Source organism: Variovorax sp. YR634 (assembly GCF_900106655.1).
Classification (GTDB): Bacteria; Pseudomonadota; Gammaproteobacteria; order Burkholderiales; family Burkholderiaceae_C; genus Variovorax.
In genome coordinates this window covers 264,481-276,781 of record NZ_FNOL01000006.1, presented here as the reverse complement: position 1 = coordinate 276,781, position 12,301 = coordinate 264,481, and the positions used below count along the sequence as shown (strand labels likewise).

Here is a 12,301-nt window from a genome sequence, read left to right as displayed (position 1 = left end):
TTAGGGAAAGAAGAAGGCTGAAAGACAGGAGAAAACTGCCGCAATTCTACCGAGCCCCCTTGTGGGACAGGACTGACGCCAACCCGAGGAACTCCATCACCGGCGGCAGCACCGGCCCACCCAGCCACTGGATGGGCCTGGCGAAAGCGCCGATCAGCGTCACGTGGCTCAGGTTGTCGAACAGCCTGACCTGCACCGGCACGCCCGCCGCGCGCAGCGCCGTGGCCATCTGCCCGGTGTTGCGGTCGGGGTAGACCAGGTCGTCTTTCGATGCCGCCATGAGCAGCGCGCGCGGCGAGGCTGGCGTGACATGCGCCAGCGGTTGCGAGTCGCGCGGAGTATCCGGCCAGTTGAAGGCAACCTGCGCCTGCGGGTCGCCGATGGGCAGAAAGTCGTAGGGGCCGGCCAGGCCGATCCAGCCCGCGAGTTGCTTCGGGCTGGCGCCCACCTCGCCGAGCCAGCGCTCGTCGAGTGCCACCATCGCGGTGTTGTAGCCACCCGAGCTGTGGCCCATCACGAACACCTGCGTCGGGTCGGCACCCAGCCGGGCCGCGTTGTCGAGCGCCCATTTGACGGCCAGCGCGCTGTCGCGCACGAATGCCGGGTAGGTGAAGGCCGGCGACAGCCCGTAGTCGGGCACCACCACCACCGCGCCGCGCGCGGCCAGCGCCTCGCCGACGAACCTGTAGCTGGCGCGGTCGCCGGTCGTCCAGGTGCCGCCGTAGAAGAACACGACCAGCGGCCGCGCACCCTGGGCCGGCCGGGTGGCCGGCAACGGCTGGTACACGTCGAGCAACTGGCGGGGCGCCTGGCCGTAGGCGATGCCGCCCTGGAACCGGTAGGTGTCGGTTGGCACCAGGCCGTTGAGCACCTTGACCGGCGAGCAGGCCGGGAGCACTGCGGCGGCGATGACGCAGAGGGCGATGAAGAAAGCGCCGCGGCGCCGGCGGAGTGACGCGAAGGTGGGAAGACTCATCGCAACAGTACGCACGCGGGCGGGCGCCGGTTTCGTCAGATCGGCAACTGCGTGGTCGACAGCACCTGCTTGAGCACAACGAAAGTCCGGACCTGCCGCACCCCCGGCAGGTACAGCAGCTGCTCGGCATGCAGGTGGTTGAAGCTGTCGTTGTCGCGCGTGCGCACGAGCATGAAGTAATCGAACTCGCCCGTGACCACATGGCATTCGAGGCAGCCCGACACCTTCTGCGCGGCCTTCTCGAAATCGGCGAACGAGTCGGGCGTGGAGCGGTCGAGCACCACGCCGATCATCACGAGCATGCCGACGTCGAGCGCGTCGGCATCGAGCAGGGCGACGATGCCCTTGATGAACCCCTCCGCCTTGAGCCGCTCGACACGGCGCAGGCAGGCGGCGGCGCTGAGATTGACCTTGGCGGCCAGCGCCACGTTCGACAGCGAGGCGTCGCGCTGAAGGGCGCGGAGGATGGCGCGGTCGGTGCGATCGAGCTCCGGCGCGATACGCAATTTTGTTGTGCTCATGCCTTATTTTTTGGCTTGAAAGTTTTCGATCTGGCCATAGTGCCTTTTTTTCTCTAGAGAATCCATAAAACTTCGCAAGCACGTTGCGTTCGCTTCTTTCTACGATCTAAGGCTTCAACTCCCTGGAGCCGCTCCCATGAATCTGAAGAAGTTTCCCCGCTACGCCCTGACCTTCGGCCCCACGCCGATTCACCCGCTGAAGCGGCTGAGCGCGCACCTCGGCGGCAAGGTCGATCTGTACGCCAAGCGCGAGGACTGCAACAGCGGCCTGGCCTTCGGCGGCAACAAGACGCGCAAGCTCGAATACCTGATCCCCGAGGCGCTCGAGGGCGGCTACGACACGCTGGTGTCCATCGGCGGCATCCAGTCGAACCAGACGCGGCAGGTGGCCGCGGTGGCCGCGCACCTCGGGCTGAAATGCGTGCTGGTGCAGGAGAACTGGGTCAACTACTCCGACGCGGTGTACGACCGGGTCGGCAACATCGAGATGTCACGCATCATGGGCGCCGACGTGCGGCTGGACGCGGCAGGCTTCGACATCGGCATCCGCAAGAGCTGGGAAGACGCGATGGAGAGCGTGCGCAAGGCAGGCGGCAAGCCGTTTCCGATTCCGGCGGGCTGCTCGGAGCATCCGCGCGGCGGGCTCGGCTTCGTCGCCTTTGCCGAAGAAGTGCGCCAGCAGGAGGCCGAGCTGGGCTTCAAGTTCGACTACATCGTGGTCTGCGCGGTCACCGGCAGCACGCAGGCCGGCATGGTGGTGGGCTTCGCGGCCGATGGCCGGGCCGACCGCGTGATCGGCATCGACGCCTCGGCCAAGCCGCAGCAGACCTTCGACCAGATCCTGCGCATCGCGAAGAACACGGCCGAGCTGGTGGAGCTGGGCCGCGACATCACCGAGAAAGACGTGGTGCTCGACCGCCGCTTCGGCGGCCCCGAGTACGGGCTGCCGAACGACGGCACGCTGGAAGCCATTCGCCTGTGCGCGCGCTTCGAGGGCATGCTGACCGACCCCGTGTACGAGGGCAAGTCGATGCACGGGATGATCGAGAAGGTGCGGCTGGGGGAATTCCCGGCCGGCTCGAAGGTGCTGTATGCGCACCTGGGCGGGGTGCCCGCGCTGAACGCCTACAGCTTCCTGTTCCGCAACGGTTGAGCCGCTTTCGGGCTCAGCTAGCGCGACAGATCTTGAGCATGTTGGTGCCGCCAGGGGCACCCATCGGCTCGCCGCAGGTAATGGCGTAGACGTCGCCGCTCTGCACGATGCCGCGCTTCTTCAGGTGGTTTTCGGCCTGCTGCAGCGCGGTGTCGCGGTCGCTTTCCGAATCCATCAGCAGCGGACGCACGTTGCGATACAGCGCCAGCTTGCGCTGCGTGGCCAGCCGCGAGGTCAGCGCGTACATGGGAATGTGCGCGCGGTGGCGGCTCATCCACAGGATGGTGGAGCCCGACTCGGTCAGCGCCACGATGGCCTTGGCGCCCAGGTGGTGGGCCGTGAACAGCGCGCCCATGGCGATCGACTGGTCGATGCGGCTGTAGGTCTTGCCGCTGAAATCGGCGTCGAGCGTCTTGTCTTCGGCAGCTTCGGCGGCTTCGCAGATGCGGCTCATCTCCTGCACGGTCTCGAGCGGGTAGCGGCCCGAGGCGGTTTCGGCCGAGAGCATCACGGCGTCGGTGCCGTCGAGCACGGCGTTGGCCACGTCGCTCACTTCGGCGCGCGTGGGCACGGGGTTGGTGATCATCGACTCCATCATCTGGGTCGCGGTGATCACCACCTTGTCCATGTCGCGCGCCATGCGGATCATTTTTTTCTGCAGCGCCGGCACGGCCGCATTGCCCACCTCGACCGCGAGATCGCCGCGCGCAACCATGATGCCGTCGCTGGCGCGCAGGATTTCTTCCAGCTTGGGGATGGCTTCGGCGCGTTCGATCTTGGCGATCATGCCGGGCTTGTGGCCGTACTCGGCCGCGGCCACGTTGCACAGCTGGCGCGCCATTTCCATGTCGGTGGCGTTCTTCGGGAAGCTCACGGCCACGTAGTCGGCCTGGAAGCTCATCGCGGTCTTGATGTCTTCCATGTCCTTGGCAGTCAACGCGGGCGCCGTGAGGCCGCCGCCCTGCTTGTTGATGCCCTTGTTGTTCGACAGCTCGCCGCCCAGCTTGACGGTGGTGTGCACGGCCTCGCCCTTGACGGCGTCGACGGTCAGCACGATGAGGCCGTCGTTCAGCAGCAGCCTGTCGCCAGGCTTCACGTCGCGTGGCAGGTCCTTGTAGTCGAGGCCCACGGCATCGGCGTCGCCGAGTTCGGTGCGCGAGGCGTCGAGCACGAACTTGGCGCCCGGCTCCAGCCAGACCTTGCCCTGCGCGAACTTGCCGACGCGGATCTTGGGGCCCTGCAGGTCGGCCATGATGGCCACTTCGCGGCCGGCCTTGCGGGCGGCTTCGCGCACCATGGCGGCGCGGTCGATGTGGTCTTGCGCGGTGCCGTGGCTGAAGTTCAGCCGCACCACGCTGACCTTGGCCTGGATCATCTTTTCCAGCAATTCGGGGGTGCTGGACGCCGGACCGAGCGTGGCAACGATCTTGGTGGCGTGGCGGGGGATGCGGTCCGTGCTCATGAGGGTAGTCTCCGTTTTGTATTCGCTACTGTATACACTTTGTGTGTCGGACGGAAGTCACCCATGGGTTTTCCCGCGCAGGGCCTTGCTCAACCGGCCGCGCGCTTCGACAGGATCTCGAAGGCCGGCAGGGTCTTGCCTTCCAGCACTTCCAGGAAGGCGCCGCCGCCGGTCGAGATGTAGCCGACCTGCTTTTCGATGCCGTACTTGGCGATGGCCGCCAGCGTGTCGCCGCCGCCGGCGATCGAGAAGGCGCTGCTGTCGGCAATGGCCTGCGCGATGGCCTTGGTGCCATTGGCGAAGGCGTCGAACTCGAACACGCCCACAGGGCCGTTCCAGACGATGGTGCCGGCTTCGCGCAGCTGCGCGGCCAGGATCGCGGCCGTCTTCGGGCCGATGTCGAGGATCAGGTCGTCGTCGGCCACATCGCTTGCGTCCTTGACGGTGGCGGCCGCATCGGCCGCGAAGGTCTTGGCCGTGACCACGTCCACCGGAATCGGCACGTCGGCGCCGCGCGCGCGCATGGCGTCGATCACCGCCTTGGCCTGGTCGACCAGGTCGGGCTCGGCCAGCGACTTGCCGATCTTCAGGCCGGCCGCCAACATGAAGGTGTTGGCGATGCCGCCACCCACGATCAGCTGGTCGACGTTGGCCGACAGGCTCTTGAGGATGGTGAGCTTGGTGCTGACCTTGGAGCCGGCCACGATGGCCACCAGCGGCCGCTTGGGTTGCGCCAGCGCCTTGGTGATGGCGTCGATCTCGGCCGCCAGCAACGGGCCGGCCGCGGCGATCTTCGCGAACTGCGCGATGCCGTAGGTGGTGGCCTCGGCGCGGTGGGCGGTGCCGAAGGCGTCGTTCACGTAGATGTCAGTGAGGGCGGCCAGCTTCTTGGCCAGTGCCTCGTCGTTCTTCTTCTCGCCCTTGTTGACGCGGCAGTTCTCGAGCAGCACGATCTGGCCGGGCTTGACGTCGACGCCGTCGACCCAGTTGGCGACCAGCGGCACTTCGCGACCGAGCAGTTCGCCCAGGCGCTTGGCGACGGGGGCAAGCGAGTCTTCGGGTTTGAACTCGCCTTCGGTCGGGCGGCCCAGGTGCGACGTGACCATCACGGCGGCGCCTGCGTCGAGCGCCAGCTGGATGCAAGGCACCGAGGCGCGCACGCGCGTGTCTTCGGTGATGTTGCCTGCGTCGTCCTGCGGCACGTTGAGGTCGGCACGGATGAAGACGCGCTGGCCGGCGGCTTTGCCCTGTGCGCAGAGGTCGGTGAATCGAATGACGTTCATGGATCTGGAGGAGGTGGAAGACGGGTCGGCCTGCATTGTAGGTTTGGCCCCACTGCCGCTCTACACGCCTCTTGCCGCGCTTCGATGCTTTTCAGCCCTTTTGCTGTACCTTGGCGAAGCTTTCGAGAATGCCGACAAAGCTCGCGGCGGCCGGCGACAGCGAGCGCCGCGCCGCGCTGTAGATGCACACCTCGCGGTGAAAGTCGGGCGATTCGAGCCGCACCATCTGCAGGCCGTGGGCGCGCACCAGCGGCGCCGAATAGGTCGGGCACACGGTAAGCCCCAGCCCCGAGGCCACCATGCCGAGGGCGGTGGTCATGTACGACACTTCCTGCGTGCCGGGGCGCAGCATGTAGTCGCGCTCTGCCGGGGCCAGCTCGGGCAGCACGCGCTGGCGAAAGTCGCGCGTGGGGGCGATGAAGGTGTAGGGCTCGAGCTCGTGCCATCGCACCTTGCGGCGGTTGGCAAAGGCATGGCCGGGCGGGCAGATCAGCCAGTGCCGGTCGCGCAGCAGCGTGCGGCGCTCGATGGCGCTGTCGACGGCCACGTCCTGCCCCACGGCCAACTCCACATCGCCGGCCGTCACCCCTGCGAGCAGGTTCTCGGGCAGCGTGTCGGTCAGGCGCACATCCACGTCGGGGTACTGCTCGCGGTAGAACGCGATCACGCGCGGCATCAACGTGCAGGCCATGAGCTGCGGCGCCGCAAGCCGTAGCAAGCCTTTCTTCTTGTCACGCAAATCCGTGACGCCGGCCACCGCGCTCGTCAGGTCGCCGAGCAGGCGATGCACCGACGGCAAGAACTCGCGCCCCGCCTCCGACAGCTGCACGCTGCGGGTGTTGCGGTCGAGCAGCTGCACGCCCATTTCGCGTTCGAGCTCACGCACCAGCACGCTGAGCGCCGACTGCGTGAGGTGCAGCTGCTGCGCCGCCGCGGTGAAGCTGCCGGTTTCGGCCACGGCGGCAAAGGCGCGCAACTGGCGCAGGGTGAGATTCATATATACGGTTATTTCATCAATCGATGAATTAATTTCGATTGCATCATAAGACGCGGCATCGCCCAATAACGGCTCACTGGAGACACGAGCCATGCCGATCCCCCCACCCGTGCGCGGGCTGCACCACTTCGCCTGGCGCTGCCGCGACAGCGAGGAAACCCGCCGCTTCTACGAAGACCTGCTGGGCCTGCCGCTGGCCCACGTCATCAAGAGCGACCACGTGCCGAGCACGGGCGAGTACTGCCCCTACGTGCACATCTTTTTCCAGATGCGCGACGGCTCGTACATCGCCTTCTTCGACCTCGGCGACGACATCGCCGCACTGCCCTCGCCCAACACGCCCTCGTGGGTGAACCACATCGCGCTGCGCGTCGATTCAGTGGCCGACCTGCTGGCGGCCAAGGCGCGGCTCGAAGGCGCGGGCGTCGAGGTACTGGGCGTAACCGACCACCACATCATCGAATCGATCTACTTCTTCGACCCCAACGGCATTCGCGTGGAGCTGACCACGCCGACCGTGCCGCAAGCGGAGATGGACGCGCACGCGCTGCGCGCTCGCGCCGACCTCGATGCGTGGACCGCGCGCAAGGCCGAACTTCGTGCGACAGCAGCAAAGGGTGCGCCGAATGTCTGAGCTGCAACTCGCCGTCATCGACGTGAAGCCCGGCGCGGCGATGGAGAGCCAGTCGGGCCTGCAGATGCTGCGCCCGCGCATCTACGGCGCCTTCCGCGCACCGCAAGGCCCGAAGAAGGTCGCCGCCATCGTGATGCACCCGACCAGCAACTTCATGGGCCACTACCTGATCGGCCCGCTGGCCGAGCGCGGCATCTGCTGCATGGGGCTCAACTCGCGCTTCGTGGGCAACGACACGGTGCTGCTGATGGAGCGTGCCATTCAAGACCTGGGCGCCGGCGTGCAGTACCTGCGCGCTGCCGGCTACGAAAAGGTGTTTCTCGTCGGCAACTCGGGCGGCGCGGCGCTCGCGAGCTTCTACCAGGCGCAGGCCGAGAAGCTCACGGCCACGCACCTGCCCGACGGTGACCCCACGCACCTGCACCCAAGCGACCTTCCGCCCGTGGACGGCATCGCGCTGTGCGCCGCGCACCTGGGCCGCACGCGGCTGATGCGCGACTGGATCGACCCGTCGGTCACCGACGAGCACGACCCGCTCTCGGTGAACCCCGAGCTCGACATGTACGACCCACGCCACCGCGTGCCCTACGACTGCGACTTTCTCGCGCGCTTCAGCGCTGCTCAGAAGGCACGGCTGGACCGCATCGAGCAATGGGCCATCGACCGGCTTGCCTTGCTGCGCAACACGCCGGGCGCCCCGCGCGACCAGACCTTCATCGTCTATCGCACGCATGCCGATCCGCGCTGCGTGGACCTGTCGCTCGACCCCAACGACCGCCTTCCGGGCAGCGTGTGGGGCGACGCCCGGCAGGTGAACTACTCGGCCAATGCGATGGGGCGTACCACCTCGCTGACGGCGTTCCTCTCGCAATGGTCGTCGCGCTCGCAGGCCGATGGCCCCACCAACCTCGCGCGAACCACGGTGCCGAAGCTGCTGCTGACCTACACGGGCGACCAGTCGACCTTTCCGAGCACGCGCGATGCGTGGATGGCCGCGGGCGAGTCGCGCATCCGCAACGTCGACATCGTCGGCGGCAACCACTATCTCGCGGGGCAGCCGGAGTTGATCCCCAAGGCGGCGGACGCCATCGCCGAGTTCGCGCACGCGCTGTAGAAGAGACATGGAAAACTTTGCTTTCGCGCCGGCCTACGAACTGCCGGTCTGGCCCTTCACGCCACCGCCCGAACTGGGCAGCGCGAAGGTCGTGCGCCACCCCATCGTGATCGTCGGTGCCGGCCCCTCGGGCCTCACGCTGGCCTGCGACCTCGCGCAACGCGGCGTGCGCGCCGTGCTGCTCGACGAAGACGACACCGTCGGCGTGCGCGGCGCCTCGTCGCGCGGCATCTGCTATGCGCAGAAGAGCCTGGAGATCTTCGAACGCCTGGGCATCTACGAACGCATCGCGGCCAAGGGCATCACCTGGTCGTTCGGGCGCACCTTCTCGGGAGAGCAGGAGGTCTACAACTTCAACCTGCAGGCCAACAGCGTCTCGAAGCAGCCGCCCTTCATCAACCTGCAGCAGTTCTACGTCGAGTGGTTTCTGGTCGAGCGCATCCTCGAACTCAGGCTGACCGACGTGCGCTGGAAGAGCCGCGTGACGCGCGTCGAGCAACTGGCCGATGGCGTGCGCCTGGACATCGAAACGCCCGCCGGCAGCTACACCATCGAGGCGGACCGGCTGATCGACGCGACGGGCGCCAACAGCCCGATCCGCACGCAGCTCGGCATCGAGGCGCACGCGTCGCGCAGCACCGACCGCTGGTGCATCAGCGACGTGCGCTTCAGGAAGCCTCTGCCGACCGAGCGCTGGACCTGGGTCGATGCGCCCTTCAACGAAGGCCGCGGCGTGTGGCAGCACCTGATGGCCGACGGCGTGTGGCGCATCGACTACCAGATGCCCGAAGACTGCGACACGGCCTACATCAGCCAGCCCGAAGTGGCGGGCGCGCGGCTGCGCGAGCAACTCGGGCCGGACGTGGAGTTCGAGTTCGTGTGGATCGGGCCGTACGGCTACCGCGACCACCTGCTCGACAGCTTCCGGCATGGCCGCGTGTTCTTGATCGGCGATGCGGCGCATGTGGTGAGTCCGTTCGGCGCGCGCGGGGGCAACAGCGGCATCCAGGATGCAGCGAACCTGGGCTGGAAGCTCGCGCTGGTCGCGCAGGGCAAGGCCGGCGACACCCTGCTCGACAGCTACGACGCCGAGCGCCAGCCCGCCGCGCAGCAGAACCTGCAGGTGACGAGCCGATCGGCACGCTTCCTGGCGCCGCGCTCGCCGGCCGAGCACACGCTGCGCCGCGCCGTGGTGGCGCTGGCGGCGCGCCATCCGTTTGCGCGGGCGCTGGTGAACACCGGGCGCATGTCGGTCGCCAACGACTACCCGGCCGCGCCGCAACTGCCCGAGGGTGCGCGCTCGGTGCAGAACCTGCCGCTGCGCTGGGCCGATGGCCGCGAGACGACGCTGATGCAGCTGCTGTCCGAGGGAACGCACTGCATCGGCCTCTGGTTCGCGCCGACCCGCGAGCAGGCGAAGGCGGCCCTCGATGCCACGGCGTCGCTGCCGCTGCGCCTGCTGGCCGTGGGCGGCGACAGCGGCCTGCCCACGCTGCAGGCCGACGACAGGCTCGCGAGCCACCTCGGCATCGGCGATGCGGGCAGCTTTGCTCTCGTGCGGCCCGACGCCTATCGCGCCGCCGTGCTGGCGAATGCCACGCCGGAAATCATCGCCTCCGCCTTGCGCACCGCGCTGGGCCACGACAGCAACCCATGATCACCGAGCCCCGCATTCCCGACCCCGATGGCTTCTACGCGGCCCTGCTCGCCGCGCACGAAGGCCGCACCGACGCGCAGAGCGCCGACCTCAACGCCCGCCTCGTGCTGCTGCTGGCCAACCAGTGCGCCGACCAAGACGTGCTGCTCGCCTGCATCCGCGCAGCCGCCGAAGACACCACGACAACAACCGCCCCATGACCACTTCCGTCTCTTTCGCCTCTGCGTCCGACACCCGCGAGCAGAAGCCGCAACTGCGCGAGCTCGCGCCCGACGTCTACGGCTACATCAGCGACTTCGATCCCAACTGCGGCTTCGTCGTCGGCGACGAGCAGGTGGTGCTGATCGACACGCGCCCCACGCCGCGCATGGCGCGCGACTTTCTCGCGGCCATTCGCACGGTGACCGACAAGCCCATCCGCACCATCGTGCTCACGCACTACCACGCAGTGCGCGTGATGGGCGCAAGCGCCTTCGACGAAGTGAAGGACATCATCGCGAGCAACGGCACGCTCTACTGGATCCGCACGCGCGGCCAAGCCGATTTCGATTCGGAGGTCGGCCGCTTTCCGCGCCTGTTTGCCGGTGTCGAGGAGATTCCGGGCCTGACCCTTCCGACGAAGGTCTTCGAGCGCGAGATGACACTGCAGCTCGGCGGTGGCCGCGAATTGCATCTGAAGGCGCTGGGCCGCGGTCACTCGGGCGGCGACACGGTCGCATGGCTGCCCGACTGCGGCGTGCTGTTCTCGGGCGACGTGGTGGAGAACCGCTGCGGCGTGTACGCGGGCGACGCCTACATCGGCGACTGGGCCGGCACGCTCGACGCGGTGGCGGCGCTGAAGCCGCGCATGCTGGTGCCCGGGCGCGGCGCGGTGCTGCAGGACGAAGCCGCATGCGCCGAGGCCATCGGCCTGACCAAGGCGTTTCTCTCGACGCTGCTCGACAGCGTGAAGGCCGGCATCGCCGCGGGCGACACGCTCAAGGGCTGCTTTGCGCGCGCCGAAGCGGCGATGACGCCGCGCTTCGGCAACTGGCCCGTGTTCCAGCACGTGCTGCCCTTCGACGTCTCGCGCGCGTACGACGAACTGCGCGGCATCGAGCACCCCGTGGTGTGGACCGCGGAGCGTGACCGCGAGCTCTGGCAGACGCTGCGCGGCGAATGACCTGAACCGATTTCAAAACAAGCAACGGAGACAAGAGACGATGAAGCGATTCCTTCTGCCCCTGCTGGGCGCAGCCCTCACGCTGGCCAGCAGCCTTGCACCGGCGCAGCCGGCCGCCTACCCCAGCCAGCCCGTCAAATGGATCGTGCCCTACGTGGCCGGCGGTGGCACCGACAACCTGGCTCGCACGCTCGCCGAGGCGATGCAGCCTTCGCTCGGGCAGCCGCTCATCATCGACAACCGGCCCGGCGCGTCCACCAACATCGGCGTGTCCGTGATGATGCAGGCCAAGCCTGATGGCTACACGATCATGCAGGCCGAGAACGCGGCGCTGCTCTTCAACGAGCACATGTTCGCCAAGCTGCCGTACAAGCCTGCGAGCGACTTCACCTACATCGGCACCATCGGCCGCTTTCCGGTGGCGCTGGTGGTGCACCCCGACTTTCCCGCGAAGAACGTGGCCGAGTTCGTGCGCTACGTGAAGGCCAACCCCGACAAGGTGAGCTACGCCTCGCCCGGCAACGGCTCGCCGCACCACATGGCGATGGAGCTCTTCAAGCAGAAGGCCGGCCTGACGATCACGCACGTGCCGTACAAGGGCGCCGCGCCCGCCATGACCGACGTGATGGGCGGCCAGGTGCCGACGATGATGCTGGACCTGGCCTCGGGCCTGCCGATCATCAGGTCGGGCAAGGTGCGGGTGCTGGCCATTGCGCTGCCGCAGCGGGCGAGCGCCCTGCCCGAGGTGCCGACCTTCGTCGAGGCTGGTTTCAGCGACGTCAACGCCTACGCCTTCCACGGCCTGATCGGCCCGGCCGGCATGCCGCCCGAAACGGTGGCGCGGCTCAACGGCGAACTGCACAAGGCGATGAAGGCGCCGAAGGTGGTGAAGCTGTTCGCGGACTTCGGCTTCGAGGCGCTGCCCGGAACACCGCAGGATTTCTACAAGCTGTCTCGCGCCGAGAGCGAGCGCTGGGGCAAGATCATTGCGGCCGCCGGCGTGAAGCTGGATTGACCCGCTACCAGCCCAGGCCGAGGTGCAAAGGCAGGTACACCGCCATGCCGGCCAGCATGGTGCCCAGCACACCACGCCGCCAGTAGAAATACGCCGCGCCGACGACCGCCGCATACAGGCGGGCGTCGTGCAGCGTGGTGATGAGGTGGCCCTGCGTCATGACGATCTCGGGCGCGATCACGCCCGCGAGCGCGGCGGCCGGCGCGTAGTGCAGCGCGCGGTGCGCCCACTCGGGCAGGCCCCAGGGCCGGTCGAGGATGAAGAAGAAGCAGCGCGTGAGCACGGTGACGAGCGCCAGCCCGACGATCACGCCCATGGTCCACCAGT

13 protein-coding genes are annotated in these 12,301 nt (G+C 67.7%); 7 read left to right on the top strand and 6 right to left on the bottom strand.

Features of this window, described 5'->3' with window-relative positions; translation table 11 throughout:
- Positions 1–46 precede the first annotated feature (46 nt).
- The gene (locus tag BLV60_RS14010; protein ID WP_093055404.1) at positions 47–976 is read right to left on the bottom strand and encodes an alpha/beta hydrolase; all 930 of its coding nucleotides are present in this window, start codon (positions 974–976) and stop codon (positions 47–49) included.
- Positions 977–1,011: 35 nt separating this feature from the next.
- Positions 1,012–1,497 carry an Lrp/AsnC family transcriptional regulator gene (locus tag BLV60_RS14005; RefSeq protein ID WP_093055402.1) on the bottom strand — a complete coding sequence of 162 codons (486 nt, stop codon included), beginning with the start codon at positions 1,495–1,497 and terminating at the stop codon, positions 1,012–1,014.
- Between the two features lie 136 nt (positions 1,498–1,633).
- On the opposite strand from BLV60_RS14005, the gene BLV60_RS14000 reads away from it, so the two are divergent.
- Positions 1,634–2,650 (top strand): 1-aminocyclopropane-1-carboxylate deaminase, encoded by a 1,017-nt coding sequence (locus BLV60_RS14000; protein ID WP_093055400.1) that lies wholly within the window; start codon positions 1,634–1,636, stop codon positions 2,648–2,650.
- Between the two features lie 13 nt (positions 2,651–2,663).
- Here BLV60_RS14000 and pyk read toward each other — a convergent pair whose 3' ends face one another.
- The 3 genes from pyk to BLV60_RS13985 all read right to left on the bottom strand — a co-directional run bounded on the left by pyk (position 2,664) and on the right by BLV60_RS13985 (position 6,392).
- Positions 2,664–4,112 carry a pyruvate kinase gene (gene pyk, locus BLV60_RS13995; protein ID WP_093055398.1) on the bottom strand — a complete coding sequence of 483 codons (1,449 nt, stop codon included), beginning with the start codon at positions 4,110–4,112 and terminating at the stop codon, positions 2,664–2,666.
- Positions 4,113–4,201: 89 nt separating this feature from the next.
- On the bottom strand, positions 4,202–5,395 hold the full coding sequence (locus BLV60_RS13990) for a phosphoglycerate kinase (protein ID WP_093055396.1): 1,194 nt from the start codon (positions 5,393–5,395) through the stop codon (positions 4,202–4,204).
- A gap of 91 nt (positions 5,396–5,486) precedes the next feature.
- Positions 5,487–6,392: a LysR family transcriptional regulator gene (locus BLV60_RS13985; protein ID WP_093055395.1), complete on the bottom strand. Its 906-nt coding sequence runs from the start codon at positions 6,390–6,392 to the stop codon at positions 5,487–5,489.
- A gap of 91 nt (positions 6,393–6,483) precedes the next feature.
- On the opposite strand from BLV60_RS13985, the gene BLV60_RS13980 reads away from it, so the two are divergent.
- The 6 genes from BLV60_RS13980 to BLV60_RS13955 are packed head-to-tail and all read left to right on the top strand — an operon-like array spanning position 6,484 to position 11,974.
- Positions 6,484–7,026: a VOC family protein gene (locus tag BLV60_RS13980; RefSeq protein ID WP_093055393.1), complete on the top strand. Its 543-nt coding sequence runs from the start codon at positions 6,484–6,486 to the stop codon at positions 7,024–7,026.
- Positions 7,019–8,140 carry an alpha/beta hydrolase family protein gene (locus BLV60_RS13975; RefSeq protein WP_093055391.1) on the top strand — a complete coding sequence of 374 codons (1,122 nt, stop codon included), beginning with the start codon at positions 7,019–7,021 and terminating at the stop codon, positions 8,138–8,140. Before BLV60_RS13980 ends, BLV60_RS13975 begins: the two co-directional genes overlap by 8 nt.
- Before the next feature lie 7 nt (positions 8,141–8,147).
- Entirely contained in the window at positions 8,148–9,797 is a 1,650-nt protein-coding gene (locus tag BLV60_RS13970) for an FAD-dependent oxidoreductase (protein WP_093055389.1), read from the top strand.
- Positions 9,794–9,997, top strand: coding sequence for a DUF2783 domain-containing protein (locus BLV60_RS13965; protein WP_093055387.1), 204 nt, complete (start codon positions 9,794–9,796; stop codon positions 9,995–9,997). The genes BLV60_RS13970 and BLV60_RS13965 overlap by 4 nt, the downstream gene beginning before the upstream one ends.
- Positions 9,994–10,959: an MBL fold metallo-hydrolase gene (locus tag BLV60_RS13960; protein WP_093055385.1), complete on the top strand. Its 966-nt coding sequence runs from the start codon at positions 9,994–9,996 to the stop codon at positions 10,957–10,959. The genes BLV60_RS13965 and BLV60_RS13960 overlap by 4 nt, the downstream gene beginning before the upstream one ends.
- A gap of 40 nt (positions 10,960–10,999) precedes the next feature.
- On the top strand, positions 11,000–11,974 hold the full coding sequence (locus BLV60_RS13955) for a Bug family tripartite tricarboxylate transporter substrate binding protein (RefSeq protein WP_093055383.1): 975 nt from the start codon (positions 11,000–11,002) through the stop codon (positions 11,972–11,974).
- A gap of 4 nt (positions 11,975–11,978) precedes the next feature.
- Here the strand turns inward: BLV60_RS13955 and BLV60_RS13950 are convergent, their stop codons facing one another.
- Positions 11,979–12,290 carry an AzlD domain-containing protein gene (locus tag BLV60_RS13950; RefSeq protein ID WP_093055509.1) on the bottom strand — a complete coding sequence of 104 codons (312 nt, stop codon included), beginning with the start codon at positions 12,288–12,290 and terminating at the stop codon, positions 11,979–11,981.
- Positions 12,291–12,301: the final 11 nt, after the last annotated feature.